Origin of the sequence: Reyranella sp., from assembly GCF_965229815.1 — a bacterium.
GTDB lineage: Bacteria > Pseudomonadota > Alphaproteobacteria > Reyranellales > Reyranellaceae > Reyranella.
Genome location: NZ_CBDDJN010000002.1, coordinates 296,013 through 320,999 on the forward strand (window position 1 = coordinate 296,013; position 24,987 = coordinate 320,999).

The following is a 24,987-nucleotide window of genomic DNA, read 5'->3' on the forward strand; positions in this document are numbered from 1 at the left end:
GCGAGTCAGGCCAGGACCGCGACCTTCTTGCGCTCGATGAGCTTGAAGTCGATCGCGGCCCCCAGGCCCGGGCCGTTGGGCACGTGGACCATCCCGTCCGGGCCGACGACGATGTCCTCTTCCAGCCCGTACTTCTGGGCGCCGTCCGGCAGCAGCACCTCGAAGAACTCCGTGTTCTTCAGCGATGCGATGACGTGCAGGTTGGCGATGTTGTTCAGCGAGTTGCCGCCGTGATGGACCTCGTAGTTCATCCGGAAGGCCTCGGCGAGGTGTGCCGCCTTCACCAGGGTCGTGATGCCACCCTTCACCGCGACGTCGCCGCGCAGGAAGTCGGTCGCCTGCATCATGATCCATGGCTGGTACGAATCGAGGCCGGCGATCGGATACTCGGTCGCCAGGATGGGAATCGAGAGATGCTGCTTCAGCTTGACGTAGTTGTAGACGTCCTGGTCGGCGAGCGGATCCTCGTACCAGTGGAACGCCAGCTCCTCGGCGACGCGCCCGACCCGCAGCGCCGTCGGATAGTCGTAGGCCCAGGTCGAATCGAGCATGATGGTGAAGTTGCCGACCGCGCGGCGTACGGCGCGGCAGACCTCGACATCCTCGCGCCAGCGGGTCGGCGGATGGATCTTGTAGGCGGCCCAGCCGCTCTCCTTGAACCGCGTCGCCTCGTCGGCATAGGCGCCGGGCGAGGCCAGGACCGCCGAGCTGGCGTAGGCCGGCACGGCCTCGCGATAGGTGCCGAGCAGGCGATGGATTGGCTGCCCCACCGCCTTGCCCAGAAGGTCCCACAGGGCAACGTCGACGGCGCCGATCGCCCGCACGCCGGCCGGACGCTGCCGCTTCCAGAGGTCGACCACCAGCGCCTCGCGATGCAGCGGATTGCGTCCCATCAGCATCGGCTTGAGATGGGTGATCAGCCCCTGCCCGTCGACGGCCGCCGAGTTGGAGGCCGAGCCGAGGAAGGCGTGTCCCTCGACGCCCTCGTCGGTCGCGATGCGCAGCAGCCCGAGCGCGCTCGAGCCGGCGAACTTGCTGTGCTGGCCGTACTGGGTGGGCGGGATGTCGTCCCAGGCAAAAAGCGTCAGCGTGACGTCGGTGATCTTCATGGCTTCTGCTCCCAGACCCGCCGCTCGCCCGCGCGGGGATCGTCCTCGAGGCGGCAGGTATCGTCGAACACCATCGTCGGGCGCCGCTCCCGATCATAGGCCGGCCAGGCGGGAAGTCCGGCATGCCCTGGCCGGCCGGTGCGGGCGAAGGCAATCCAGGCCCGGCTCATCGTCTCGCCCAGCGCCAGGCGCGCCGGGTCCTCGCCGGTCAGTTCGGCGCTCTCCAGATTGGAGAAGACGAAGGGAATCTCGAGCGTGTGGCAGGAGCGGAGCCGGCCCCCGAGCACCGGCGTCTCCCAGGCGAAGTAGTAGACGAAGACCGGCGCCGCGGCCTGCGCGAGCTTGCGCTCGGCCATCAGGAGCGACAGCGACCGGACGCCGAGATCCGAGACGATCGAGAGGCCGATATCGTCGGCCGGCGCATCCGGGCGGGCGGCGCGATAGGCCGCGACAACCTCGGCCGCGCGGTCGCCCAGGTAGCCGGCGAGCGCCGCGGGAAGATTGTCGAAGGTGGCGTCGCGCACCCAGTCGAGATGGCCGAGGAACAGGGTCATCTCGTCCTTGTTCGAGCCAATCATCAGCGGCACCCCGGAAGAGACGTCGGGCGCGCGCGGTGCGAAGGGCCCGCCGGGAAAGACCTTGCCATCGATCACGGGGTTGAAACCCAGCCGGCGCCGATCGGCGAAGCTCGCGCGGCCGACGCCGGCCTGCACGGCAGCCTGGGCCTCGAGGATGCGTGCCGCCGGCAGCTCGCGCAGGCGGTTGGCCTCGCCCGGTTCTAGTCCGAGCTGCGCCAGGACCTGGCGGGCGGTGCGCGTGCCGTCTTCGCGGTTGGCCATCTGCACCGCAGGACCGCTCTGGATGATCGCCTTGTGGAACAGGCCCTGCGCCGACGGCAGCGCCATCAGCACGCTCACCTTCGCGCCGCCGCCCGATTCGCCGAAGATGGTCACGTTGCCGGGGTCGCCGCCGAACGCCGCGATGTTGTCGCGCACCCAGCGCAGCGCCGCGACGATGTCCATGACGCCGGCCGTCCCGCTGCCTTCGAAGCCCGGCGCGATGTCCTCGAGATGGAGGTAGCCCAGCGCCCCCAGCCGATGGTTGAAGGAGACGACGACAACGTCGTCGAGCCGGCAGAGGTTGGCGCCGTCGCTCCACGGCGAGGAGCCGGAGCCGGTGATGAACGCGCCGCCATGGCACCAGAACAGCACCGGCTTGGCGCGGCCGCCGGCCGAGCTCCAGGCGTTGAGGTAGAGGCAATCCTCGTCGCGCTTCTCGACGCCGCCCAGGGTGAAGAGCGCCAGCAGGTCGTCGGGCAGGCCGAACACGTTCTCGCTCTGGATCGCGCGGTTGCCGTAGCCCAGCGCCTCGCGCACGCCGCTCCAGGGGTCCGGCGCTTCCGGCGGTCGAAACCGCCGTTCGCCCACCGGCGCGCGAGCATAGGGAATTCCCTTGAAGATCGAGACGCCGCGCTCGGCGACGCCGCGCACCTTGCCGCTCGCAGTCTCGATGACGACGTCATTCATGTGCGCTTCGCTCCCCTTGGCCGTTCAGTATAGACTGCCGGCATGACAGACAAAGCCCGAGCCGAACTAGCACCGACCGGCGTGCTGCGTGCCGGAATCAACCTCTCCAACTTCCTGCTCGTGACGGGACGCAGCGCGAGCGGCGACCCCGAGGGCGTGGCGCCGGACATGGCGAGCGAGATCGCCAAGGCGCTCGGCGTGCCGGTCAAGTACGTCACCTTCAAGTCGCCGGGCGAACTCGCCGACCAGTCGGGCAAGGATGTGTGGGACATCGGCCTGATCGGCGCCGAACCGCAGCGCGCGGCGACCATCGCCTTCACCGCGGCCTATGTCGAGATCGAGGCGACCTACATGGTGCCCCCCGGCTCTCCTCTCGCGTCGATCGCCGATGTCGATCGCAAGGGCGTTCGCATCGCCGTATCGGCGCGCTCCGCCTACGGCCTCTGGCTGGAGAACAACATCAAGCATGCGACGCTGATGCCGGTGTCCGGACTCGAGGGCGCGTTCAACACGTTCGTGAACGAGAAGCTCGAAGCGCTCGCGGGCCTGCGGCCCGGCCTTCTCAAGGATCTCGAGAAGCATCCGGAGCTGAAGATCCTCGACGGCAAGTTCACCGCCGTGCAGCAGGCTGTCGGGACCGCGAAGTCCAACACGGCCGGCGCGGCCTTCCTCTCGTCGTTCGTCGAGGAAGCGAAGCGCTCGGGCCTGGTCGGCCGCCTCATCGAACGCCATCGCGTCAGGGGCCTGTCGGTGGCGCCGCCCGCAGCCTGAGACCGGCCCGCGCTGCGCCTCTTCACATCGGCGAAACTATGGCGGTTCCGCCGCATATCTGAATTCTGGCGAAAACCTTCGCCCGTCGTCTTGCGTTTTCATCGCATCGCGCAAAGCGCGCCTTGTGCATGACAGACAGGAGACGACACGATGGTTCGCAACATTCGAACCGCGCCCCGTGGGCTTGTGGCCCCGCTCAGCCAGACGGCCCTGGCCGCGCTGCGCGCGCTGCACGAAACCAACCGGGAGATTCCCCAAGAACATCGCTGCCGCCTGCTCGATCTCGGCCTGATCGAAACGGCGACCGACGGGATGAAGGTGACGGCGATCGGCCGCGAACGGCTGGTATCGGATCGATGACCGGCCGCAGGCCGCCGTCAGGGCCTCGCCGGGAGGCAACCCGGGTCGACCGCCTGCCCCACGATCTCGACGAAACGCTCCAGCGGGCAGGCCTGCTCGTAGAGATCGGCCTGGCAGGCCGGCAGCGCGACCTCGACCATGCCCGGCGGATGCGGAGCATCGAGACGCGCCACGGCACGCATCTGCTCCATCGTCTGGGCGTAGTAGGCCACGCGCACATACTGCCGCGAGGTCTTGACGTCGCGCATCATCTCGAACGCGAGCGCACCCCCCGGCACGATCTCGTTCGGCTGGAAACCGGTGATCTGCCAGCGCAGGTTCAGCAGGCGAGCGACGTTGGCGACGTTGGTGACCTGCCCGACCAGCAGGGCCAGGCGGACCGGTTGCGCGACCTTGGGATGACCGGGGAAGTCGTGACCGTCCTTCAGCGTCGCGCCGATCTGGGAAAGCAGGCTGGAGCCTCGCTGGCGGGCGATCGGCAGGGTCTTGGCCACGAGGTCGATCTCGAGGCGCCGGATCTTCAGCGCATCCTGTAGCTGTCCCTCGCCCGAGAGCCTGCCCCAGGCGACCTGGTCGGGCGGCAGTCCCTCGGCATCCTCCATCAGGAAATCCTCGGCCGCATCCGCGGCCGTGGCGATGGGGCCGACGAGGCGGACGGAGCCGTCGGCCGCGCTCTCGACCGCGGATGCCCGGGTCGACAGGCCGCACTGGCTGCCCGGACGAACCAGCGACGGCGGGCAGAGCGTGGCCTGGATGAGCGACAGTTGCGAGGCGTACTCGCGCTGCACGGAGCTGAAGTCGCCGCCGATGCGGTCGAGCACGGCTTGCCGGTTGCTCGCGGCATCCATCGGGCACCGCGCGCTGGGCGTCGGATGGAAGAGCGGATCCGCGGCCGTCGGCGGATGGGAAAGGCTCATGTCGCGGCTGCAGCGGGGATACATGCCGGACAGGATCGCCAATCCGGTCATCCGGCTGCGCTGGTCGGTGTCGGTCCAGGCGGAGACCGAGCCGACGGGCGGACAGTCGTCGGCCTGAATGAGGCCGCGCCCGCCATAGAGGACGCGATAGAAGCCGCCCATCAGCTTCATCAGCTCGGCGCCGCGCGCCGTCAGCTCGCCGGGCTGGACGGACCAGGTCGGCCAGGGCGTGGCGGAATGGCGGTCGAGCCCGTCGTTCGGCGTCTCCGGCGCGCGCACGCCATGCAGGCTGAGCAGCACGGCCCGCTCCATCTGCCAGCCCTTCGGAATCGGCTGGACCTGGGCGAGCGCCGCGCCCGCGGGCAGCAGGGACAGCATGACGGCAAGATGAAGCAGGATTCGCATGATACCCCCCGGTCCCGGACTATGCCGGTCCCGTCCCCGGGACGCACCTGTCTTCGTCGCGGCCGATGGCGGAGCGGGCCCCGCGGCATCGCTGACAGGCGGCCACCGTGGCCGCAGGCCGATGTCGGTGGTAGGCTTCATTCGATGCCTGTCCACTGGACGATCTCCCATCCACAGAAACTGGTGGTTGCCGTCACCAAGGACGAGGTCACGGCCGCCGACATCGAGCAGTATTTTGCCGGCGTGACGGCAGCGGGCGCGATGGCCTACCGCAAGATATTCGAGATCACCCACGCGCCGGCCGCCCTCTCGGAGGACAATCTGCGGACGCTCGGCCAGAAGGTCATTTTCTACGCCCAGCACGGCCAGGTCGGCCCGCTGGCCATCGTCGCGGCGTCGGACGAGAGTTTCGCCCAGGCCGAGACCTTCGCCCGGGCTGCCGCCGTGCGACGGCCGCTGAAGATCTTCCGCGAGCTGCACGCCGCCCGGCAGTGGCTCGACCAGCAGCCCGTTCCGTCCGCCGCCCGCTAGAATCGTGCCCAGTCTCAATCTCCCGACGCTCAACCTCATCAGCGTGATCGTCACCCTGGTCTCGGCCGGCGTGTCCCTGCTGACCTGGTACCATCATCGCGGCGGCCCGGGACTGCGCGGCTGGGCGCTCGCGCTGCTGCTCGGCAGCGCCGGAAGCTATCTCTACAGCCTGCGCGGTCCCGATACGTCGTTCCGCCTGATCCTGACCGGCAATGCGCTCTACGTTGCGGGGTTCGCGGCGATGTGGGTGAGCATGCGCCGGTTCAACGATCCGTCGCTGGCGTCCGAGCTCATGGCCGCGACCACGGTGGCGATCACCACGGTCTTCGTCCTGCTCTTCGTGCTGGCCTGGAAGGCCGGGCCGGGCGTGCGTGCGCAGTCGATCGTGTTCTCGCTGTTCGTGTTCAGCCTGACCACCGCCGCGGCCTGGGAAACATGGCGAGGGCGGCGGCTCGACGGCCTGCGCAGCCGGTCGGTGGCAGCGATCGCCCTGGCCGGGATCGCGCTGGTCCCGCTGATGCGGGCGGCAGCGGTCACGCTCGTGGGGATGGGGCTCCTGGACATCGCCGACTGGGCGACGATCCGGAACTACGGCAACTATGCCACGACCGTCTTCATCCTCGTCGTGACGTTCGGCCTCGTGCTCATGGCCAACGAGCGCTTCGAACGCCAGTACGCGCAGCAACTCGACGAGCTGGACGCGAGACCGTGAGTCGCCGCCGACGGGACCCGATGATAGGGTCCGCCGTCAACCTTGAGGAATTCGCATGCGCCTGATCCTGGCAGCCGTCTCCTGGCTCCTGCTGTCCCTCGTCCTGGCGACCGGGACGGCGGCGCAGAACGGCCTCGACCGCTTCGAGAAGGAGGTCAAGCCGCAGTTCGAGCTGAAGAGCTTCACCTATGCGAAGGCGGAGCCGCTCGGCGATGCCGGCTTCGTCCTGAACGACGTGGTTGCCGTCGTGCCGGCCAACGAGGCCACGGGCGACAAGGAAAGCACCGTCAAGATCGAGAAGGTGACCGTCGAGGCGCTGGACTTCGATCGCCTGAAGAAGGACGGCGACAACACGCCCCGCTTCGCCAAGCTGAAGCTCGAGGGCATGACCGGCGACGACGAGCTCTTCACCGCCCTGCAGCCCTATGGCGTCCCCAGGGCGCCGTTCGACCTCACGCTCGACTATGCGCTCGATCCGGCGACCAAGGTGCTCGACGTCAAGACCCTGGAAATCGGCATGCGCGGCCAGGCCCGGCTCGCATTGTCCGTCGTCGTCGACGGGATCAGCGACATCGCCGAAGCCAAGGACGACGGACGGGTGCGCAAGGCGGACCTCACGATCGACGACAAGGGCCTGCTCGCCCGGCTCGTGCCAGCCTGGGCCAAGGAGGAGAAGGTCGAGCCCAAGGAGCTTGTGAACACCGGCCTCACGCTGCTGGCCGCCTTCGCCGCGGCGCAGGGGCCGACGACCCTGAAGGCGCTGGATGCCGTGGCCTCCTTCGTCGGCGACTGGCAGGACCCGAAGGGGCCCCTGCTGCTCGGCATCAAGCCGGCCAAGACCGCCAGCCTTGCCGATCTCGACAAGCTCGCGCTGCCCGACGCCCTGACGAACGACTTCGGGTTCACCGCCACCTATCCCGGCACGCGCGACGGCGCGGCCAAGGCAGGAGCGGGCGCGAAGTAAGCTGCGGCCTGGCGCAGGAGGACAGCCCCTACCGCTTGCCTTCGATCTCGATCTCGAGCAGGTGCGGCTTGCCCGACCTGAAGGCAGCCGCCAGCGCCGGCTGGATGTCCTCCGCCCGGGTGACGTGCGTGCCCGCGACGCCCATCCCCTTCGCCAGGTCGACGAAGCCCATCACGGGACCGCTCAGGTCCATGTGCATGTAGGGCTTGTTGGACTTGACGTCGAAGCGCGCGCGGTAGGCGTCGATATTGTGCTTCAGCACGCGGTACTCGCGGTTCGCCAGGATCACGAACACGATCGGCAGCTCGTGGTGCGCCGCCGTCCACAGCGCCTGGATCGAGTACATCGTGGAGCCGTCGCCGGAGACGCAGAGGATCGGCCGGCCGGGCTCGGCCACCGCCACGCCGATGGCGCCGGCCACGCCCTGGCCGATGCCGCCGCCGCGGCCGCTGAAATAGTCGCCCCGTCCCTTGAAGGTGAAGGTCTTGAAGAGGTCGAGGTTGGCCGTGATCGTCTCGTCGACCACCACGACGTCGGCCGGCGCGCCGGCCTTCAGCTCCGCCATCACCCGCGGCATCGAGATCGGCGTGCGCGACCAGGCCTTCTGCACCCGCGCCTTCTGGGCGGCGTCGTCGGCCTGCTGGCGCTGGCGGAAACCGTCCTGCCGCGCGCGGGCCGCCGCGCCGTTGATGCCGGTCGTGGCCTGCCACAGCGCCTCCAGCGCGGCGCCGACATCGGCCACGACGCCGGCGTCGACGGCGAAATTGTAGGCAAGCCGCGGCGGCGCCGCCTCGACCTGCAGGACCTTGCAGCCCGGCGGGAAGGGCGAACCCGGCCCGTACCAGACCTCCTCGAAGAACGGCCCGCCCAGCAGCAGCACGAGGTCGTGGTCGGCGAGCTGCTTGGCGACGCCCGGCGCGTCGAAGGCCAGCGTGCCGCGATAGGCCGGATGGTCGGTCGGGAAGGAATTGCGCCCGCGCAAGCCTTCGAACCACACCGACGCGCCGATGCGCTCGACCAGCTTCTCCAGCGCCGGCCCGGCGCCGGCGCGGGCCACGTCGTCGCCGGCCACGATCGTCGGGTTCTGCGCCGCAATGATCAGGCGCGCCATCGCCTCGATGCCGGCCGGATCGGGGCGGCTCGCCGGGTACAGGGTCGCGGGCCGGCCGGCCGGGATCGCGGTCTCCTGCTCCATGACGTTGATCGGCAGCGCGACGAAGACCGGACCGGCCGGCGCCTCGTTGGCGATCTTGAAGGCGCGCTGCAGGATCGGCCCCAGCTCGTCGGCGCTCTCGACCTGCACGCTCCACTTGGTGACCGGCGCGGCCATGGCGGCGAGGTCGTGGCCCAGCACCGGATCGCGCAGGCGCATGCGCGTGTCCTGCTGGCCGGCCGTCACGACCATGGGCGAGCCGTTCTTCAGCGCGCTGTAGATCATGCCGATGGCGTTGCCGAGGCCAGGCGCCACGTGCAGGTTCACGAACGCGGTCTTGCCGCTCGCCTGGGCGTAGAAGTTGGCGGCGCCGACCGCCACGCCCTCGTGCAGGTGCACGATGTACTGGAGCTGCGGATAGTCGAGCAGCGAATCGAGCAGCGGGCTCTCGGTCGTGCCCGGATTGCCGAAGATGCGATCGACGCCGTGGGCCAGCAGCGTCTCCATGAAAACCTGACGACCGCGCATTGCTTCCCCCTTCAGTTCCCTTGTTTGGCCCGCAGCGCCTCGAGCGCGCGGTCGACGAATCCCAGCCGGTCCTGACCCCAGTAGCGCACGCCGTCGACGATGAAGGTCGGTGCGCCGAACACCTCCGCCGCTTCGGCCTCCTGCGTGAACCGGCGGTAGGCGTCCTGCACCGGTGCGCTGGTCTCGGCCGCCTGCAGGGCGCGACCGTCGAGACCGTTCTCATCGGCCACCTGGATCCTCACCTCGGCGGCGGCCGTGTCGCGCTCCTCCGCCCACAAGGCGCGCAACAGCGCGTGGCTCAGCCGGAAGGCGTCGAGCCCCTGGAGCTGGGCGGCGATCACCATCCAGCCCGGCCGCTTGTTCCAGTCGGGATCGGTCACCTTCTCCGGGTAGTGGCGCGGCTTCAGGTTGAGCGGCATCTGCAGGTAGTGCCGCCAGCGATCCAGTTCCTCATGGTGATACGAGCGCCGGGCCGGCGGCCGGGTGCGCAGCGGCACGCCGCCGGTGCGCGGCACGATCTCCTGGAAGTCGAACGGCTTCAGGACCAGCCGCACCTTGTGTCGGCGCACGATGTCCTCGAGCTGCGGGCCCATGAAATAGGCCCACGGCGAGGACAGGCTGTAGAAGCACGGCAGTTCAATCATCTCCCCGTCCCTGCTATGGGAATCGGCTGAGGGTGAGAAGCACGGTATGGTCGGTCTTGTCGAGCGCCAATCCGAAGGTCTGCAAGCGTTGGAACGGATCGCGCGCCACGACCTCGCCCGCCTGAATTTTCCGCCGGCCAACTGGGTTCCCGAACGGACCGCAACCGACGGCAGCCGGGTCCTCGACGTGCTGGTCGTCGGCGCCGGCATGTGCGGCCAGACGGCCGGCTTCGCCCTGCTGCGCGAAGGCATCCGCAACATCCGCGTCGTCGAGCGCGAGACGCGCGGCCGCGAGGGACCGTGGAACACCACCGCGCGCATGCCCATCCTGCGCTCGCCCAAGCACCTGACCGGGCCCGACCTCGGGATCCCCTCGCTGACCTTCCGCGCCTGGTACGAGGCGCAGCATGGCGAGGACGGCTGGGAGCGGCTGTACAAGATCGCGCGCCTCGACTGGCTCGCCTATCTCCTGTGGGTGCGCCAGGTCGTGGGCCTGGCCGTCGACAACGGAGTCGAGCTGCTGCGGCTGGAACCGGCCGGCGACCTGCTGGCGGCCACGCTGTCGACTGGCGAGCGCGTCCAGGCGCGCCACGTCGTGCTGGCCAACGGGCGCGACGGATCGGGCGGCTTCCGCTGGCCGCGTTTCCCGTCGTTCGATCCGGAGGATCCGAAGCGGCAGGGCCGCGTCCACCACACGCTCGAGGAAATCGATTTCGCCGCGCTGGCCGGCAAGCGCATCGGCATCCTGGGCGTGCTGGCCACCGCCATCGACAATGCCGCGACGGCCCTGGAGGGCGGCGCCCGCGAGGCGATCTGCTACGCCCGCCGGTCCCACCTGCCGCAGGTCAACAAGGCCAAGGGCATCTCCTTCCCCGGCTTCCAGCGCGGCCAGGCCGAGCTCGACGACGACTGGCGCTGGAAGATCTACACCTACATGCTGGCCGCCGGTTCGCCGCCGCCGCACGAATCGGTGCTGCGGGTGCAGAAGCTGCCGGGCTTCTCCTTCCGCTTCGGCGAGCCCTGGCTCGACGTCGTCGTCGAGGGCGACGGCGTCACGGTGAAGACGACGAAGACGAGCGAGCGGTTCGACGCGGTGCTGTTCGGCACCGGCTTCGACGTCGACCTCGCGCGCGTGGCACCGCTGGCGGCCTTCGCCGACAATATCCGCCTGTGGCGCGACGTCCGGCCGCCCGCGGAGGCGGCCGCCAACGACGAGGCGGCGCGCTACCCCTATCTCGGGCCGGGCTTCGAGCTTCTGGAGAAGACCGCCGCCCGGACGCCGCTCCTCTCGCGCATCCACCTGTTCAACTGGGGCAGCATCCTCAGCCTGGGCGCGCTGGCCGGCGACATTCCGGGCATCTTCTTCGGCGCGACCCGGCTGTCGCGCGAAATCTCGCACAAGCTCTTCCGCGACGATGTCGCCCATCACGTGCAGGCGATGGTCGATCTCGAGGATCCCGAGCTGCAGCCCACCGATTACTTCGTACCCCGCGACAAGAGAACGGGGACACTTTAGGGAGAACGCCCATGCAGGCGGATTATGTCGTCGTCGGCGCCGGCTCGGCCGGCTGTACGGTCGCGGCCCGGCTGTCGGAGACCGGCGCCTCGGTGATCCTGCTGGAAGCCGGTCCCAGCGACTGGCATCCCATGATCCACATCCCGGCGGGCATGCGCTCGCTGATCCGCAATCCGCTGGTCAACTGGAACTACACGACCGAGCCCGAGGCGGGTACCGGCGAGCGGCGCATGGAATGGCCGCGCGGCCGTACGCTCGGCGGCTCGTCGTCGATCAACGGCATGCTCTACGTGCGCGGCGCGCCGGCCGACTTCGACGGCTGGGCCCAGATGGGCTGCCGCGGCTGGAGCTGGGACGACGTGCTGCCCTACTTCCGCAAATCCGAGCACTACGTGCAGGGCGGTGATCCCGAAGTGCGTGGCCAGGGCGGTCCGCTCAAGGTCGAGGACTACCGCACCATCCTGCCCCTCACCCATCGCTTCGTGGAGGCCGCGCAGCAGGCCGGCTTCCCGTTCAATCCCGACCTCAACGGCCGGCAGCGCGAGGGCGTCGGCTATTCGCAGATGACGCGGCGCGGCCGCTTCCGCGGCTCGACGGCTCAGACCTACCTGCGCGAGGCGCGCGGCCGCGCCAACCTGAGGATCGAGACCGAGGCGCAGGGCGGCACCCTCACCTTCGAGGGCAAGCGCTGCACCGGCGTCACCTTCCGCCGCGGCGGCAACATCACCACGGTCAAGGCCAACCGCGAGGTGATCGTGGCGGGCGGCGCCATCAACTCGCCGCACATCCTGCAGATCTCCGGCATCGGGCCGGCGGCGCACCTCCAGGCGCTCGGCATCCCGGTGGTGCACGACCTGCCCGGGGTCGGCGCCAACCTGGTCGATCACTACGTGATCCGCGTCGTGCACCGCGTGCACGGCACCGAGACGGTGAACGAGATCGCCCGCTTCCCGCGCGTGCTGCCCGAGATCGTCCGCTTCGCGCTGACCGGCAAGGGCGCGCTCACCTTCGGCGTCACCACCGCGCAGGTCTTCTGCGACAGCCGCGAGGGGCTCGCCTCGCCCGACCTGCAGCTCCTGTTCACGCCGGGCAGCACCCATCCGCTGAAGTTCGGCCAGCTCGACGAGCAGCCCGGCATGAGCTGCGTGGTCTGTGTCGTGAAGCCCGACAGCCGCGGCACCATCATGGCGGCATCGGCCGACCCGTTCGCCCGGCCGGCGATCAAGCCCAACTACCTCTCGACGCGCACCGACGAGCTGGCGCTGCTGTCGGGCACGCGCCACGTGCGCCGCATCTTCGCCGCGCCGGCGCTCAGTCAGCACAGCCGGGGCGAGATCCAGCCCGGTCCGGACGTGCAGAGCGATGCCGACCTGCTGGCCTATGCCCGCCGCGCCGGCAACACGCTCTACCACCCGGTCGGCACCTGCAAGATGGGCGAGGACCCGCGCGCCGTCGTCGATTCGCGGCTGCGCGTGCACGGGATCGAGGGCTTGAGGGTGATCGACGCCTCGGTGATGCCGACGCTCACCACCGGCAACACCAACGCGCCCACCATCATGATCGGCGAGAAGGGCGCCACCATGATCGCCGAGGACGCGCGCTAGGATTGCCAATCATGCTCATGTTCCTCTCCCGCTTGGGGGAGAGGCTAGGAGAGGGGGACGACGCCAATGTGCCCCCTCACCCGACCTCTCCCCCGAGCGGGGGAGAGGAGCATGATGACTGGATGAACGCCCGCGGCCGCAGCCCGGCGTGGAACCAGGTGACCAGCGAATAGATGTCGTAGACCGGCAGGCCCACCGCCGCCTGCAGGGCCGCCGCATAGGGCGGCATGTTGGTGCATTCGAGCACGATGGCGCCGATCTCGGGATGGCGCGCCACCAGCTCGCGGCCCGCGCCGACCACGTCCTCGCGCGCCAGGTCGACATCCATGTCCTGCTTCTCGCCCTTGATCAGCACGCGGAAGAATTCGCGCCCGTTCTCGGTGCCGGCGATCGGCGCATCGAGCGGCACGCCGGCCGCCTCGAGATGGGCCGGCGTCAGCGACCCGGCGCTCACCGTCACGATGCCGACCCGCCGGCCGGGCGGCAAGGTGGCCTGCACCCAGGGCACCTGCATCAGCGACGAGGTGGCGACCGGCACGCCGACCGCGGCGGCGATCTCGCGCTGGAAGATCGACAGGAAGCCGCAATTCGTCGTGATCGCCTCGGCGCCGAGGTCGACCAGGTCGGTGGCGGCCGCGACGAAGTCCTGCAGCAGGCCGCGCGCGCCCTGCATCACCACGCGTTCCGGGCTGGCGCCGCGCACGACGCGGTAGAGGACGGGGAACGGCCAGGTCGCCGCATTGCCCATGTCGCCCGGGATGCGGGGGAAGCGCGCCTCCAGCATCAGGATGCCGAGCGGCGCGCCATAGATCGCCTTGCCGCCGCGCGCCATCGACGAGACCGTCATCCGGCCCTCCTCAATCGATGGTCGCGCCGACCGACTTGACGACCTGCGCCCACCGGGCGCGATCCTTCGCCACCGTCGCCTTGAACTGGTCCAGCGTCTCGTAGCGCGGCGTGTTGCCGAGTTCGACCATCTTCCGGTTGACCTCGGGATCCTCGATCGCCGTCTTGAGCGCCGCATTCATCCGGGCCGCGATCGCCGCGTCGAGTCCCTTGGGTGCGAAGACGCCGAACCAGATGTAGCTTTCGTAGCCGGGCAGGCCCTGCTCGGCGATGGTCGGCAGGTCCGGCATGGCACCGACCCGGTGCGCCGTCGTCACGCCCAGCAGCCGCACCTTACCCGCCTTGGCATGCTGCATCATGGCCTGAAGCAGCGCGAACACGCAGCAGGTCTCGCCCTTGAGCACGGAGTTGGTGGCGTCCGGTCCCCCCTTGTACGGCACATGCACCATGTTCAGCCCCGCCTGGGCATTGAAGGCCGCGAAGGCGAGATGGGTGCCGGTGCCGTTGCCGGTCGAGGCATAGCTGTAGCGACCGGGCGCCGCCTTCACCTTGGCGATGAAGTCCTGGACGTTGGTCGCGTCGATCACCGCCGGGTTGATCGCCAGCACGTTGGGCACGTCGACGATGGGCGCGATCGGCGTGAAGTCCCGCTCCACGTCGAACGGCAGCTTGCTGTAGAGCGCGGCATTGACCCCGTGCGTCGCCGCCGTACCGAGGAGGAACGTGTAGCCGTCGGCCTTGGCATTGGCGACGGTCTCGGAGGCGAGGTTGCCGCCGGCGCCGCTCTTGTAGTCGATGACCAGCCGCTGCCCCAGGGTCTTCTCCAGCGACGGCTGCAGCAGGCGGGCGATGACGTCGACCCCGGAACCCGCCGGGAAGCCCATGTAGAGCGTGATCGGCCGCGCCGGCCAGTCCTGCGCCATTGCTCCGGCCGCAGAGAGGAAGAACGCGGCGAATGAACCCATCAGGGCCTTGAGCATCGTCGTCTCCGGAAATCGCTGCATTGGCTGCTATGCTGGGGCAACGAAGGGAGAATTGCCATGGGTTACATGACCGAAGAACGCCGGCTGATCCAGGAGACGGCCCGCGCCTTCGCCATGAAGGAGGTCCTGCCGGTCGCCAACCGGCTCGACCCGGAGAAGGGCGACATACCGCCGGAGCTGATCCAGAAGCTGGCCGACATGGGCTATTTCGGCATCGTCATCCCCGAGGAGTATGGCGGGCTGGGCCTCGGCGTCTTCGAGTACTGCCTGATCACCGAGGAGCTGGCGCGCGCCTGGATGAGCGTCGCCTCGATCATCGCCCGCGGCAACGGCCTATCGGCCGGGCGCGGCATGACCGACGCGCAGCGCGCCGTCTTCCTGCCGCGCGCCGCCCGCGGCGAGTTCCTGGGCGCGGCCGCGATGTCGGAGCCCAATGTCGGCTCCGACCTCGGCAGCATCGCCTGCCGGGCCCGCCGCGACGGCGACGACTGGGTGATCAACGGCAACAAGTACTGGTGCACCTTCGCCGACGGCGCCGACTACATCATGCTGGTGGCGCGCACGTCCGATTCGCCCGACCCCAAGCGCAAGCATGTCGGCCTGTCGTCGTTCCTGATCGAGAAGCCGCGCGGCACGCTGCCGCCCGGCGTCAAGGGCGCGCCGATCCCCAAGATCGGCTATTTCGGCTGGAAGACTTGGGAGCTCGCCTTCGACGATTGCCGCCTGCCCGGCTCGGCCCTGATCGGCGAGGAAGGCCGCGCCTTCTACTACATCTCGGCCGGGCTGGAGCGCGCCCGCGCCCACACCGCCGCGCGCTCGATCGGGCTGGCCCGCGGCGCCCTCGAGGACGCCACCGCCTATGCCCAGGAGCGCCGCCAGTTCGGCCAGGCGATCGGCGACTTCCAGAACACCCGCTTCCGGCTCGCGCGCATGGCGACCGACATCGAGGCGGCGCGGCAGCTCATGTACTTCGTGTGCGACGAGATCGACCAGAAGCGCCGCTGCGACAAGGAGGCGGCGATGGTCAAGCTCTTCGCCTCGGAGATGGCCGAGCGGGTCACCTCCGAGGCGCTGCAGGTCTTCGGCGGCGCGGGCTACACGACCCTGCACGCCGTCGAGCGCTACTGGCGCGACGCGCGGCTGACCAAGATCTTCGAGGGCACCTCGGAGATCCAGCAGCGCATCATCTCCGACCACTTGCTGGGCAAGCCCCAGCAGAAGGGCCAGGAACGCGACAAGGCCGCCTGACATGGAGCTCGACGGCTCGATGTCGCTGCTCGTCCGCGGCGTCGTCATGGTCGGCGCCACGGGCGTGATCCAGGTGGTGGCGCAGCTCGTGCTCAGCGGCACGCTGCGCCTCCTGCCGTCGCCGCCGCAGACGCGCTACCCGACCTTCTACATGCTGACCCACAGCGTCACCGCGGTGGTGATCCTGCTGATCGGCCACGTGCTGCAGGTCATGATGTGGGCGGCGCTCTACTACGATGCCTGGGGCGAGTTCGGGAGCTTCGGCAACGCGCTCTACTTCTCGCTGGCGAGCTTCACGACGCTCGGCGCCAACGAGCTCACCCTGCCGCCGTCGCACCGCCTGATCGGCGCCTTCGAATCGGCGGCCGGCATGATGATGTTCGGCTGGTCGACCGCCCTGCTGGTCTCGGTGGTCCAGCGCGCCGACCGGCGGCCGCAGGGCTAGCCTGCCTCCTGAAGGCGCTTGCTCATTTGGACGGCGATGCCGACGCCGACATCCTCCTCGCGGTCCACGCGATAGCCCAGCTTGCGGTAGAGCGCGACGTTCTCGGCGAAGCGCTGGTTGGTGTAGAGGCGGATCTCGCCGTAGCCGGCCGCGAGCGCCAGCGCCTCGGCATGGGCCATCAGCCGGCGGCCGAAGCCACGTCCCTGGAAGTCGGGCGACACCGCCACGTTCTCGACCAGCAGATGGTCGGGCTCCGCGATGGTCTCGATCAGGGCGGCGAGCACGCCGTTCGCGAGGAGGAGGTCGAAGCGATGCGCCTGCACCGCCGCGTCGTAGTCCGCGCTCATCGGCTTGGGCTCGCGGCCGATCAGCGGCACCCATTTGGCGTAGGCCGACCGCGTGAGGTCGCGGATCGCCGCCGCATCGGTTGCCTCGGCGCGCCGCAGCTCTAGTCTGGTCTCTTCCATCCTGCCCTCCTGACGGGGACCCGCCATGAGCGACGACATCGACCGCTTCATCGCCACCGCGCCGCCGCTGCGCTTCGCTTTTGCCATAAAGGCCAGGGTCGCGCCGCTGCAGGACCTCGGGCAGACGGCCCGCGGCCATCGCCGCATCATCGACATCCTGGGCGGCGAGGTGCACGGGCCGCGGCTCAGCGGCGAGATCCTGCCGGGCGGCGCCGACTGGCAGGTCGTGCGGCCCGACGGCACCATCGAGGTGGTGGCCCGCTACACGATCCGGAGCGAGGCGGGCGCGCTCGTCTACGTCCAGAACGAGGGGCTGCGCATCGCCGGCCCCGAGATCCTGGCCCGCCTGTCGCGCGGCGAGACGGTGCCCCCCGACAGCTACTACTTCCGCACGGCGCCGCGCTTCGAGACCTCGGAGCCGTCGCTGAAATGGTTGGAGCGCGCGACCTTCGTCGGCGTGGCGACACGCGCGCCCGACCGCGTCGCCATCGGCTTCCACGAGGTCCTGTGAAAGGCGCGCGTCTGCGTAGCGTACCTTTGCGGACTTGAAGGTCCGCGCCCCGACAGCTTCAAGACATGCGCAGCGCGCTTTATCCGCCGATCAGGTTCTTGCGCAGGGTTCGCCAGAAGCTCGGCTTGCCGATCTCCGCCCGGCTGGTGGCGGCCATGCGCCGATAGAGGTCGCGCAGCCCGTGGGGCTGCTCGCGGGCCCGCAGCTGGGCGCCGCCCACCCCCGGCTCCAGGAACAGTTCGCGGGTGTGGAAGGCCTCCAGGCCGGGCCGATGGCCGATGCTGACGACCGCCGTGCCGGGCAGCTTCTCGATCAGCAGGCGCATGATGTTGGCTTGGCCGGCATCGTCGAGGGCCGACGTCGCCTCGTCCATGAACACCCAGGCCGGCTGGTGGATCAGCACCCGGGCGAAGGCGACGCGCTGCTGCTCGCCGCCCGACAGGATGTGGTCCCAGCGCTCCTCCTCGTCGAGGCGGCCGCGCAGATGGTCGAGCCCGACCAGATGCAGCGCCTCGCGCAGCCGGTCGTCGGCAATTCCGGTGGGCTCCTCCGGATAGAGCAGCACGTCGCGCAGCGTGCCCAGCGGGAAGTAGGGCTTCTGCGGCATGAAGGCGATGCTGCCGCGCGGCAGCTGGACGGCGCCGCGGCCCCACGGCCAGACGCCGGCGATCGCGCGCATGATGGTGCTCTTGCCGCTGCCCGACTGGCCCCGGATCAGGACGCGCTCGCCGGGCTGGATCTCGACCTCGGCCTCGGCGACCAGCGCCTCGCCATCCGGCCGCGACAGGCCGACCTCGCGCAACACCAGCCGGTCGCTGTCGCCGGGCGTGACGTCGATATGCTCGCCGGCCGGCGTGTCGAGCGTGTCCTCGAGGTCGTGCAGCGCGGTGTGCAGGTGGACCACGCGGTCGGTCGAGGCGCGCCAGTCGGCGAAGCGCGGGAAATTGTCGATCAGCCACGACAGCGCCCACTGCACGCTGGAGAAGGCCTGGGCCGTCTGCATCAGCCCGCCGAGCTGCAGTTCGCCGCCGAGATAGCGCGGCAGGGCGACGACGATCGGCACGATCGGCGCCATATAGGCGAGCGCGCTGGTCAGCAGGGCGAGGCTTCCCTGGCCCCGGGTCTGGGTGTGCCAGGCGCCGCGCAGGTCGCCCATCGCCTCCTGCAGGCGCCCGCGCTCGTCGGCCTCGCCGCGCATCAGGGCGATGCCTTCGGCGTTCTCGCGGGCCCGGATCAGCACGGAGCGCACGTCGGCCTCGCGCCCCTGGCGGATATTGCCGGCCTCGATCAGGCCGCGGCCCAGCGCATAGGTCAGGATGGATCCGAACAGCGCGTACAGGACCGCCGCCCAGACCATGTAGCCCGGCAGCTCGAACTCGAGCGAGCCGATGCGGATCGGCAAGGCGCCCGACAGCACCCACAGAACGCTGAGGAAGGTCACGAGCTGGAGCACGCACTGCAGGATGCTCTGCGCGAATTCGACTGCGAGCTCGGTGGCGACGCGGATGTCCTCGGCGATGCGGCCGTCGGGATTGTCGCATTCCTCGGCCAGCAGCCCGAGCTGGTACTGCCGCCCGTCGTCCAGCCAGCGCCGCGTCGTGACCTGGGTGAGCCAGCTCCTCCAGTCGATCTGCAGCCGCCGCCTGATGTGGAGATGGATCGCGACCGACACGCCGCCCGAAACGACGATCGCCGCCAGGATATAGAGCTGATGGATGAGCTGGGCGGTGTTGCGCTGGTCCAGGGCGTTGAAGAAGTCCCGGTTCCAGATGTTAAGCCAGAGCGCAATGGCGACGTTGATGACGCCGAACGCGAGCATGCCGGCGGTGAGCGTCCAGGCCATCGCCCGCCGCCCGGGCACGGTCCAGTACCCGCAGGCGACGGCGGCGAAGGCGCGAAGGGAGCTATGCGGGGTCTGCAATCAATCGCGGAAGCCCGGATCGATCCGGTCGAGCTTCCGCAGCAGAGCCGGCCAGTCGAGTACCCCGAAGGGACGGCGGACATGCGGCTGGTAGTTCTGGTAGGTCGCCTCGACCACGTCGGCCGGGACGTCGATCAGCTTGGTGTTGCACGACATGGCCGCGATCTGCGTCTTGCAGGACAGTTCCAGCCGATGCATGGCGTTGAACGCCTCGGGGATGGTCTTGCCGGTCGTCAGCAGGCCGTGATTGCGCAGGATCATGGCGTTGTTGTCGCCAAGGTCCTCGACCAGCGCCTCGCGCACGGCCGTGTCCAGCACCACGCCGTCGAAGTCGTGGTAGGCGATCTTGGCGAAGCGCATCGAGGTCTGCGTATTGGGCAGCAGGCCGCACGCCATGGTCGAGACCGCCATTCCCGCCCAGGTGTGGGTGTGGATCACGCAGTTGACGTCGGGCTTGGCCATGTGGATGGCGCTATGGATCACGAAGCCCGCCCGGTTGACCCCGTAGTTCAGGTCGCCGAAGTCGGGCTTGGCGATGATGTTTCCGTCGTGGTCGATCTTGAGCAGGCTCGAGGCCGTGATCTCCTCGTACAGGAGGCCATAGGCGTTGATCAGGAAATGGTCCGGCTCGCCCGGGACGCGCATCGAGATGTGGTTGGCGATCAGGTCGGACATCCCGTAGAGGTGGATCAGCCGGTAGGCGGCGGCGAGGTCGACACGCGCCTGCCATTCCTCGGGAGAAACCTCGGACCGAAGGCTGGCGGCGTTCGACTTCTTGAGGGCGTGCACGTTCATGGAAACGCTCCGGGGTATTGGGCGGTTCCTGACGGTACCGTCGCCCCCGGCCACCGTCCATCGGCCGATCAGGCGAGCCCACGCAGTGCGAGACAGGCACCCAGTACCAGCAAGCCGGTGAAAAAGCACAACCGGAACACCCGCGCGCTCAGCCGCGCTCGGACGGCCTGGCCCAGGCGCATGCCGGCCAGGGCGGCCGCCAGCGCCAGCAGGGAGGACGGCAGAAGGTCCGCCGTGAAGGTCTCGGCTCCGGCCAGGGCGACGGCCAGGGCCAGGGTCGACACCGTGAAGGACAGGCCAAGCGCCTGCACCAGCTCGTCCTTCTGCAGCCCGATCGCCTGCAGGTAGGGCACGGCGGGGAGGACGAAGACACCGGTCGCGGCCGTGATCCCGCCCGTGAGCGCCCCGGCCAGGGGTCCCAGGACCGGCTCGGCGGCGCGCGGCAGGGAGATCCTCGCCGCCGAGAGCCCGACCCCGGCATAGGCCATCAGGGCGATGCCCAGGAACAGGCCGCCATGCCGGCCGCCGACGCCGGCCAGCAGGGCCGCGCCCGCCCAGGTGCCGAGGCAGACCCCGAGGTTGAGCGGCCACAGGCGCCGCACCAGGCGCGCGAGGTGGGGACCATCCAGGGCCTGCCACGCGTTGGTCACCAGCGAAGGCAGGACCAGCAGGGCGGCGGCCTCCGCCGGCGGCAGCGCGACCGCCAGCACGCCCATCGCGACGGTCGGTAGGCCGAGGCCGACGATGCCCTTGGTGATGCCCGCCAGGACGAACACGGATGTCACCAGCAGGAACGAGGAGAGCGCCATGACCGGCAGTTTGCCGCTGGCCGGCCGGTCGACAATGCGGAGAATACGGAATCTGCCTTCGTTCTTTGCAGAGGCTCCATGCGCTTCGATCTCATCGACCTTCGCCTGTTCCAGAACATCGCCGGGACCGGCAGCATCACGCGCGGCGCCGAGCGCTCGCACCTCGCGCTCGCCTCGGCCAGCGCGCGCGTCCGCGGCATGGAGGACATGCTCGGCGTGCCGCTGCTGATGCGCGGCCGACGCGGCGTGCAGCCGACCGAGGCCGGCCGCGCGCTGCTCGACCATGCGCGCATCGTGCTGCAGCAGGTCGAGACCATGCGTGGCGAGCTCGGCGCCTTCTCGCGCGGCCTGCGCGGCAGCGTGCGCGTGCTGGCCAACACCTCGGCCCTGTCGGAGCACCTGCCCGGACCGCTCGCCGCCTTCCTGGCCGACAACCCGACGATCAACCTCGACCTCGAGGACCGCGAGAGCCCGGCGATCGCCGCCGCCATCGCCGCCGGCGACGCCGATATCGGCATCGCCTCGCAGGCGGCCCTGGTCGAGGGCCTGGAGAGCCACCCGTTCCGGCCGGACCGGCTGGTCGTCGTGGCGCGGCGCGACCATCCGCTGGCGGCGCGCCGGCAGGTGGACTTCGCCGAGCTGCTGGAGGTCGATCTGGTCGGGCTGCCGCGCGGCACGGCGCTCGACGAGCATGTGGCGATGCACGCGGCCCGGCTGGGCCGGCCGCTCCGCCTGCGCGTGCGGGTGAACAGCCTCGACGCCGTCTGCACCATGGTGGCGGCGGGCGCCGGCATGGGCATCGTGCCGGAAGCCACCGCACGCCGTCATCGCCGCGGCCTGCCCATCGTCGCCCGGCGCCTTGCCGCCCCCTGGGCGGACCGGCATCTCATCCTCTGCGTGCGCGATTCCCGCCGTCTCTCGCGTCCCGCGCGCCGCCTGTTCGACGCCCTGCGCGCCGCCGCGTCGCCTCAGCGCTTGCGCGAGGGCTTGAGGTCGGCCCCGATGGGATAGGCCGTGGTCGACTTGATCCGCTCCATCGAGAAGCGCGAGGTCACGTTCTTGAGCGGCATCGTGTCGATCAGCTTCTTGTAGAAGGCATCGTAGGCCTGCATGTCGGGCACCGCCACGCGCAGCATGTAGTCGATGTCGCCGGCCATGCGATGGAACTCCATGACCTCGGGCATCGCCGTGACGGTCTGCGCGAACTTCGCCAGCCAGGTCGAGGAATGGTCGCCGGTCTCGATCGAGACAAAGACGGTCAGGCCCATGCCGATGGATTCCGGGGCCACGAGCGCCACCCGCTTCAGGATGACCCCCGCCTTCTCCAGGCGCTGGATTCGCTTCCAGCACGGGCTTTGCGACAGGCCGACCCGATGGGCGATCTGGGCCAGCGACAGGCTGGCATCCTCCTGCAGGAGGGCCACGATCTTGCGATCGATCGCGTCCATGGCGCGATCGGCGGTCATGCGCCGGCCGCCGGATGGCAGGCGGGAATGGGCAGGTCGGGGATCACGGTGGCGGGGCTCGTCCTCGACCCACTCTATGGGCGGCGGCGGCCGGGCGGCAATGGAAGACACAAGCCCGTCCGGATCGTGGGGACGGCAGGATTTCCTGCCGGACCGACCGGCGGCGGCAAATCCTGCCGGCGCCGCCCGCCCCCCGTCAGATCAGACCGAGCTCGCGGTAGTAGCGCGCCACGCCGGGATGCAAGGCGTCGGGGCGCGGCAGGGCGGCGAGCGTGTTGCGCGCCGTGCTTTCAGCCAGGTGACCCTCGAACAGGGTGTTGCTGCGCTCGAGCTTGCGCAGCGCGACGGCCAGCGTATAGCCGGCGGCTTCGTCGAGGTCGGGCCGGGCCAGCACGTAGCTCCACGACCCGACTGTCAGCACCGGATCCGACTGTCCCGGGTAGCGGCCCGGCGGGATTTCGACTCGCTGCATGAAGGCATGCTGACTGACGATCCTGTCGACCTGGTCCGCATCGGGGACGATGAAGCGCGCGCCGTACGGGGAGCTGGCGATCTTCACGAATCCCGGCCAGCGCTTGCCCGCTCCCCAAAGGGCCGACGCGGTGCCGTCCAGGATCATGGTCGGTCCCTCGATCATGGTCGGCGTGTAGACCGGCTCGAAATCCTTCTCGGGGTCGAGACCGAGCGCCGCCATGACATAGCGGCCCTGGAGCGCGAGCGCCGAGTTGCGCCCGTTCCACACGACTGGCCGACCCTTGAGCTCCTCGATCCTCCGATAGCGTGTATCGGCCCGGACGACGAACATGCCCGGGCTGAGATAGACGGTGCAGATGACCTTGAGCCCCGTCGGCGGGCCGGACGACGGATGGAAGCGGGCCCGCGCCACCTCGCCGAACACGAGCCCGATGTCGACCTCGCCCGACTCCAGCAGTGAGACGTTCTCGACGCTGCCGGCGGTGGCCACCGGCCGGATGCTGATGTCCGGGTTGGCGAGCCTCAGCCCGTTCACGAAGGCGCCGGCATAGACGATGAACCCGCCGCCCGGGGACGCGGTGCCCAGGCGCAGCGTGAGCGAATTGGCGGCCGCGCCGCGCGGCCTCGCTGTTCCGGCGGCCAATCCGGCCATCAAAACGCCGCGCCGGCCGAGACGCGTCGCCGCTCCTCCCGTGGATCTTCTTTTCATTCCGACGCTTTCAGGGCCTCACGCCGGGCGCCTCGAAGGGCATGCCCTGCGCGCGATTCATCAGGTACGCAGCCAAGGAGATATAGGCCGGCGAGTCTGCCGGAAAGGTCTCGGCCCGCATACCATGGAGACAGTTGCGCAGCCGGCGGCGCAGCGAGCCCAGCGTCTGCCATTCGAGGCGGTAGATCGGATAGGCGGTCGGATGGCCCTGCGGGATCATCACCCCGGCGAGCTTGCGGCCGGCATTGTCGTCGTGGCAGGCGGCGCAGCTCAGGTTGAGCTGGCCCTGCCGGGTCCGCCACAGGGTGGCGCCCTCGGCGACGACGGACGCCAGCCGCGGATCGTCGGGCGGCGCGATCGGCAGGCCGCGCGACTGGCGGGCGACGAAGGCCTCGAGGGCCAGCAGGTCCCGGCTTTCCGGTGCCAGGGGCTCGGCCTGCTGGTGTTCGGTCCGGCACCGGCCGATGCGCTCGGCCAGATCGATCGGCTGGCCGTCGCCGGCGATCGCCGGATAGCGGACGGCCACGCCCTTCATGCCGGCGACGCTGTGGCAGTCGGCGCAGGCCCTGCCCGCCGCCCCGGCCGGGCGCGACCAGAGCTGCTCGCCGAGTTGCACGAACAGCATGGCCGGGTTCGACGACTCGTCGTCCTGCATCTTCTGCAGGGCCGTTCCCATGTCCTGGTAGCCCGACCGCCTCTCGGCGCCAGCCTGCGCCAGCGCCCACGAGGCGGCGAGGACGACGGGCAGCCCGGCCAGCGCCCATCGCCTACTGGTCTCAGGCGACGTCAATGGCGACCGATTCCTCGACCGCGAACCCCTCGTCGCCGGTCCAGCGGAAGGTCACGGTGCCGCTTTCCGCCGCGACGGCAAAGAACGACACGAACGGGTTGGCGGCGATCGCGGGCGAGAACGCCATGCTGAAGATCTCGCTGCCGTTCCAGGTGGCGACGAAGCGCTCGATGATGTTGCGCGGGATCAGGCGGCCGTTGGTGCCGGGGCGGAAGCCGGTCTCCATCGGATGCAGGATCAGCGCCTTGAGCTCCACGAGCTCGCCGCGCCGCGCCGACTTCGGCGCATTGATCAGCACGTTGGTCACGTCAGGTCCTCGATGCAGGCTGCGAGCGTGACGATCACGTCGGCGCCGGCGCTCCAGAAGGTGCCGTCGCTCAGCTCGGCGACGGCGACGATGCGCTGCGAATCGCCGAGCTTGATGCGCGTGGCGATCAGCGCCTTGCCGTTGCGCGGGGAAAGGCGGGCGTCGAAGACATGCGGCTGCGGGTTCTTCTCGTTGAACACGTGGATCGCCCGCACATGGTCGGCGTCGCTCATCGGACTGTCGACCGTGACGGTGAGCGGCACGGCATTGCCGTTCTCGACCAGCGGCGGCAGGTCGAGCGTCACCCGACCCTCGCGCACCTCCGCGTCGCCCACGACCTCGCGGATCGCCGCTTCCATCGCCTCCGGCGTCGCCCGCGCCGGCGACAGGGGCAGCAGCGCGACCGCGGCGGCGCCGGCCATCAGGCGACGCCGGTTCAGCGACCTTGTCGTCACGGGCGAGGGAGGCTTCATCGG

27 protein-coding genes are annotated in these 24,987 nt (G+C 69.7%); 11 read left to right on the forward strand and 16 right to left on the reverse strand.

Translation table 11 applies throughout. The annotated features are described in order from the left end of the window. Nucleotides 1–5 precede the first annotated feature (5 nt). Together ACO073_RS01815 and ACO073_RS01820 are read right to left on the reverse strand one after the other, a co-directional pair. Nucleotides 6–1,109 (reverse strand): enolase C-terminal domain-like protein, encoded by a 1,104-nt coding sequence (locus tag ACO073_RS01815; RefSeq protein ID WP_421994675.1) that lies wholly within the window; start codon nt 1,107–1,109, stop codon nt 6–8. Then, nucleotides 1,106–2,635, reverse strand: a complete 1,530-nt coding sequence (locus tag ACO073_RS01820) for a carboxylesterase/lipase family protein (RefSeq protein WP_421994677.1) — start codon at nt 2,633–2,635, stop codon at nt 1,106–1,108. The genes ACO073_RS01815 and ACO073_RS01820 overlap by 4 nt, the downstream gene beginning before the upstream one ends. Nucleotides 2,636–2,677: 42 nt before the next feature. Between ACO073_RS01820 and ACO073_RS01825 the strand changes: the two genes are divergently transcribed. Both ACO073_RS01825 and ACO073_RS01830 read left to right on the forward strand, forming a co-directional pair. Further along, the gene (locus ACO073_RS01825) at nt 2,678–3,406 is read left to right on the forward strand and encodes a transporter substrate-binding domain-containing protein (protein ID WP_421994679.1); all 729 of its coding nucleotides are present in this window, start codon (nt 2,678–2,680) and stop codon (nt 3,404–3,406) included. 150 nt (nt 3,407–3,556) lie between these two features. Further along, complete coding sequence (locus ACO073_RS01830; RefSeq protein WP_421994681.1) at nt 3,557–3,766, forward strand: hypothetical protein; 210 nt, start codon at nt 3,557–3,559, stop codon at nt 3,764–3,766. 17 nt (nt 3,767–3,783) lie between these two features. Here the strand turns inward: ACO073_RS01830 and ACO073_RS01835 are convergent, their stop codons facing one another. Then, nucleotides 3,784–5,088 carry a histidine-type phosphatase gene (locus tag ACO073_RS01835; protein ID WP_421994683.1) on the reverse strand — a complete coding sequence of 435 codons (1,305 nt, stop codon included), beginning with the start codon at nt 5,086–5,088 and terminating at the stop codon, nt 3,784–3,786. A 144-nt stretch (nt 5,089–5,232) separates the two neighbouring features. On the opposite strand from ACO073_RS01835, the gene ACO073_RS01840 reads away from it, so the two are divergent. The 3 genes from ACO073_RS01840 to ACO073_RS01850 are packed head-to-tail and all read left to right on the forward strand — an operon-like array spanning nt 5,233 to nt 7,295. After that, nucleotides 5,233–5,619: a hypothetical protein gene (locus tag ACO073_RS01840; protein WP_421994685.1), complete on the forward strand. Its 387-nt coding sequence runs from the start codon at nt 5,233–5,235 to the stop codon at nt 5,617–5,619. Between the two features lie 4 nt (nt 5,620–5,623). Continuing rightward, entirely contained in the window at nt 5,624–6,331 is a 708-nt protein-coding gene (locus tag ACO073_RS01845) for a hypothetical protein (RefSeq protein ID WP_421994687.1), read from the forward strand. Nucleotides 6,332–6,386: 55 nt separating this feature from the next. Further along, nucleotides 6,387–7,295, forward strand: coding sequence for a hypothetical protein (locus tag ACO073_RS01850; protein ID WP_421994689.1), 909 nt, complete (start codon nt 6,387–6,389; stop codon nt 7,293–7,295). 28 nt (nt 7,296–7,323) lie between these two features. On the opposite strand, the gene ACO073_RS01855 is transcribed toward ACO073_RS01850, so the two are convergent. Both ACO073_RS01855 and ACO073_RS01860 read right to left on the reverse strand, forming a co-directional pair. After that, nucleotides 7,324–8,976, reverse strand: coding sequence for a thiamine pyrophosphate-binding protein (locus ACO073_RS01855; RefSeq protein ID WP_421994690.1), 1,653 nt, complete (start codon nt 8,974–8,976; stop codon nt 7,324–7,326). A gap of 11 nt (nt 8,977–8,987) precedes the next feature. Beyond that, nucleotides 8,988–9,620 (reverse strand): 2-hydroxychromene-2-carboxylate isomerase, encoded by a 633-nt coding sequence (locus ACO073_RS01860; RefSeq protein ID WP_421994692.1) that lies wholly within the window; start codon nt 9,618–9,620, stop codon nt 8,988–8,990. Nucleotides 9,621–9,708: 88 nt separating this feature from the next. Here ACO073_RS01860 and ACO073_RS01865 point away from each other — a divergent pair, with 88 nt between their 5' ends. Beyond that, nucleotides 9,709–11,136 (forward strand): FAD/NAD(P)-binding protein, encoded by a 1,428-nt coding sequence (locus ACO073_RS01865; protein ID WP_421994694.1) that lies wholly within the window; start codon nt 9,709–9,711, stop codon nt 11,134–11,136. An 11-nt stretch (nt 11,137–11,147) separates the two neighbouring features. Then, complete coding sequence (locus tag ACO073_RS01870) at nt 11,148–12,740, forward strand: GMC family oxidoreductase (protein ID WP_421994696.1); 1,593 nt, start codon at nt 11,148–11,150, stop codon at nt 12,738–12,740. Nucleotides 12,741–12,816: 76 nt separating this feature from the next. Here the strand turns inward: ACO073_RS01870 and ACO073_RS01875 are convergent, their stop codons facing one another. Together ACO073_RS01875 and ACO073_RS01880 are read right to left on the reverse strand one after the other, a co-directional pair. After that, complete coding sequence (locus tag ACO073_RS01875; RefSeq protein WP_421994698.1) at nt 12,817–13,587, reverse strand: aspartate/glutamate racemase family protein; 771 nt, start codon at nt 13,585–13,587, stop codon at nt 12,817–12,819. Nucleotides 13,588–13,597: 10 nt separating this feature from the next. Further along, nucleotides 13,598–14,566 (reverse strand): Bug family tripartite tricarboxylate transporter substrate binding protein, encoded by a 969-nt coding sequence (locus ACO073_RS01880; protein WP_421994700.1) that lies wholly within the window; start codon nt 14,564–14,566, stop codon nt 13,598–13,600. A 60-nt stretch (nt 14,567–14,626) separates the two neighbouring features. On the opposite strand from ACO073_RS01880, the gene ACO073_RS01885 reads away from it, so the two are divergent. Beyond that, the gene (locus tag ACO073_RS01885; RefSeq protein WP_421994702.1) at nt 14,627–15,817 is read left to right on the forward strand and encodes an acyl-CoA dehydrogenase family protein; all 1,191 of its coding nucleotides are present in this window, start codon (nt 14,627–14,629) and stop codon (nt 15,815–15,817) included. 1 nt (nt 15,818) lies between these two features. Then, nucleotides 15,819–16,262: an ion channel gene (locus ACO073_RS01890; RefSeq protein ID WP_421994704.1), complete on the forward strand. Its 444-nt coding sequence runs from the start codon at nt 15,819–15,821 to the stop codon at nt 16,260–16,262. Here the strand turns inward: ACO073_RS01890 and ACO073_RS01895 are convergent. Then, nucleotides 16,259–16,729, reverse strand: a complete 471-nt coding sequence (locus tag ACO073_RS01895) for a GNAT family N-acetyltransferase (RefSeq protein ID WP_421994706.1) — start codon at nt 16,727–16,729, stop codon at nt 16,259–16,261. The two genes, ACO073_RS01890 and ACO073_RS01895, sit on opposite strands and share 4 nt — an antisense overlap. 25 nt (nt 16,730–16,754) lie before the next feature. On the opposite strand from ACO073_RS01895, the gene ACO073_RS01900 reads away from it, so the two are divergent. Then, nucleotides 16,755–17,240, forward strand: a complete 486-nt coding sequence (locus ACO073_RS01900; RefSeq protein ID WP_421994708.1) for a DUF3237 domain-containing protein — start codon at nt 16,755–16,757, stop codon at nt 17,238–17,240. 79 nt (nt 17,241–17,319) lie between these two features. Here ACO073_RS01900 and ACO073_RS01905 read toward each other — a convergent pair whose 3' ends face one another. The 3 genes from ACO073_RS01905 to ACO073_RS01915 all read right to left on the reverse strand — a co-directional run bounded on the left by ACO073_RS01905 (nt 17,320) and on the right by ACO073_RS01915 (nt 20,765). Continuing rightward, complete coding sequence (locus ACO073_RS01905; RefSeq protein WP_421997371.1) at nt 17,320–19,101, reverse strand: ABC transporter ATP-binding protein/permease; 1,782 nt, start codon at nt 19,099–19,101, stop codon at nt 17,320–17,322. Nucleotides 19,102–19,161: 60 nt separating this feature from the next. Next, nucleotides 19,162–19,956 carry a class II aldolase/adducin family protein gene (locus ACO073_RS01910; RefSeq protein ID WP_421994710.1) on the reverse strand — a complete coding sequence of 265 codons (795 nt, stop codon included), beginning with the start codon at nt 19,954–19,956 and terminating at the stop codon, nt 19,162–19,164. Nucleotides 19,957–20,024: 68 nt separating this feature from the next. After that, on the reverse strand, nt 20,025–20,765 hold the full coding sequence (locus ACO073_RS01915) for a sulfite exporter TauE/SafE family protein (RefSeq protein ID WP_421994712.1): 741 nt from the start codon (nt 20,763–20,765) through the stop codon (nt 20,025–20,027). 78 nt (nt 20,766–20,843) lie between these two features. On the opposite strand from ACO073_RS01915, the gene ACO073_RS01920 reads away from it, so the two are divergent. Further along, on the forward strand, nt 20,844–21,776 hold the full coding sequence (locus tag ACO073_RS01920) for a LysR family transcriptional regulator (RefSeq protein WP_421994714.1): 933 nt from the start codon (nt 20,844–20,846) through the stop codon (nt 21,774–21,776). Here the strand turns inward: ACO073_RS01920 and ACO073_RS01925 are convergent. From ACO073_RS01925 to ACO073_RS01945, 5 genes are all read right to left on the reverse strand, one after another. Next, complete coding sequence (locus ACO073_RS01925) at nt 21,734–22,231, reverse strand: Lrp/AsnC family transcriptional regulator (protein WP_421994716.1); 498 nt, start codon at nt 22,229–22,231, stop codon at nt 21,734–21,736. The genes ACO073_RS01920 and ACO073_RS01925 overlap by 43 nt on opposite strands. Before the next feature lie 196 nt (nt 22,232–22,427). Beyond that, nucleotides 22,428–23,348, reverse strand: a complete 921-nt coding sequence (locus ACO073_RS01930) for a TAXI family TRAP transporter solute-binding subunit (RefSeq protein ID WP_421994718.1) — start codon at nt 23,346–23,348, stop codon at nt 22,428–22,430. A gap of 76 nt (nt 23,349–23,424) precedes the next feature. Next, entirely contained in the window at nt 23,425–24,204 is a 780-nt protein-coding gene (gene soxA / locus ACO073_RS01935) for a sulfur oxidation c-type cytochrome SoxA (RefSeq protein ID WP_421994720.1), read from the reverse strand. Next, nucleotides 24,191–24,511, reverse strand: a complete 321-nt coding sequence (gene soxZ, locus ACO073_RS01940; protein ID WP_421994722.1) for a thiosulfate oxidation carrier complex protein SoxZ — start codon at nt 24,509–24,511, stop codon at nt 24,191–24,193. Before soxZ ends, soxA begins: the two co-directional genes overlap by 14 nt. Further along, nucleotides 24,508–24,984 (reverse strand): SoxY-related AACIE arm protein, encoded by a 477-nt coding sequence (locus ACO073_RS01945; protein WP_421994724.1) that lies wholly within the window; start codon nt 24,982–24,984, stop codon nt 24,508–24,510. The genes soxZ and ACO073_RS01945 overlap by 4 nt, the downstream gene beginning before the upstream one ends. Nucleotides 24,985–24,987: the final 3 nt, after the last annotated feature.

Excerpts from the sequence above, each read along its gene's own strand:
- ACO073_RS01815 (WP_421994675.1), bottom strand. The coding sequence starts at position 1,109 with ATGAAGATCACCGACGTCACGCTGACGCTTTTTGCCTGGGACGACATC.
- ACO073_RS01820 (WP_421994677.1), bottom strand. The coding sequence starts at position 2,635 with ATGAATGACGTCGTCATCGAGACTGCGAGCGGCAAGGTGCGCGGCGTC.
- ACO073_RS01825 (WP_421994679.1), top strand. The coding sequence starts at position 2,678 with ATGACAGACAAAGCCCGAGCCGAACTAGCACCGACCGGCGTGCTGCGT.
- ACO073_RS01830 (WP_421994681.1), top strand. The coding sequence starts at position 3,557 with ATGGTTCGCAACATTCGAACCGCGCCCCGTGGGCTTGTGGCCCCGCTC.
- ACO073_RS01835 (WP_421994683.1), bottom strand. The coding sequence starts at position 5,088 with ATGCGAATCCTGCTTCATCTTGCCGTCATGCTGTCCCTGCTGCCCGCG.
- ACO073_RS01840 (WP_421994685.1), top strand. The coding sequence starts at position 5,233 with ATGCCTGTCCACTGGACGATCTCCCATCCACAGAAACTGGTGGTTGCC.
- ACO073_RS01850 (WP_421994689.1), top strand. The coding sequence starts at position 6,387 with ATGCGCCTGATCCTGGCAGCCGTCTCCTGGCTCCTGCTGTCCCTCGTC.
- ACO073_RS01855 (WP_421994690.1), bottom strand. The coding sequence starts at position 8,976 with ATGCGCGGTCGTCAGGTTTTCATGGAGACGCTGCTGGCCCACGGCGTC.
- ACO073_RS01860 (WP_421994692.1), bottom strand. The coding sequence starts at position 9,620 with ATGATTGAACTGCCGTGCTTCTACAGCCTGTCCTCGCCGTGGGCCTAT.
- ACO073_RS01870 (WP_421994696.1), top strand. The coding sequence starts at position 11,148 with ATGCAGGCGGATTATGTCGTCGTCGGCGCCGGCTCGGCCGGCTGTACG.
- ACO073_RS01875 (WP_421994698.1), bottom strand. The coding sequence starts at position 13,587 with ATGACGGTCTCGTCGATGGCGCGCGGCGGCAAGGCGATCTATGGCGCG.
- ACO073_RS01880 (WP_421994700.1), bottom strand. The coding sequence starts at position 14,566 with ATGCTCAAGGCCCTGATGGGTTCATTCGCCGCGTTCTTCCTCTCTGCG.
- ACO073_RS01885 (WP_421994702.1), top strand. The coding sequence starts at position 14,627 with ATGGGTTACATGACCGAAGAACGCCGGCTGATCCAGGAGACGGCCCGC.
- ACO073_RS01890 (WP_421994704.1), top strand. The coding sequence starts at position 15,819 with ATGGAGCTCGACGGCTCGATGTCGCTGCTCGTCCGCGGCGTCGTCATG.
- ACO073_RS01895 (WP_421994706.1), bottom strand. The coding sequence starts at position 16,729 with ATGGAAGAGACCAGACTAGAGCTGCGGCGCGCCGAGGCAACCGATGCG.
- ACO073_RS01900 (WP_421994708.1), top strand. The coding sequence starts at position 16,755 with ATGAGCGACGACATCGACCGCTTCATCGCCACCGCGCCGCCGCTGCGC.
- ACO073_RS01910 (WP_421994710.1), bottom strand. The coding sequence starts at position 19,956 with ATGAACGTGCACGCCCTCAAGAAGTCGAACGCCGCCAGCCTTCGGTCC.
- ACO073_RS01915 (WP_421994712.1), bottom strand. The coding sequence starts at position 20,765 with ATGGCGCTCTCCTCGTTCCTGCTGGTGACATCCGTGTTCGTCCTGGCG.
- ACO073_RS01920 (WP_421994714.1), top strand. The coding sequence starts at position 20,844 with ATGCGCTTCGATCTCATCGACCTTCGCCTGTTCCAGAACATCGCCGGG.
- ACO073_RS01925 (WP_421994716.1), bottom strand. The coding sequence starts at position 22,231 with ATGACCGCCGATCGCGCCATGGACGCGATCGATCGCAAGATCGTGGCC.
- ACO073_RS01945 (WP_421994724.1), bottom strand. The coding sequence starts at position 24,984 with ATGAAGCCTCCCTCGCCCGTGACGACAAGGTCGCTGAACCGGCGTCGC.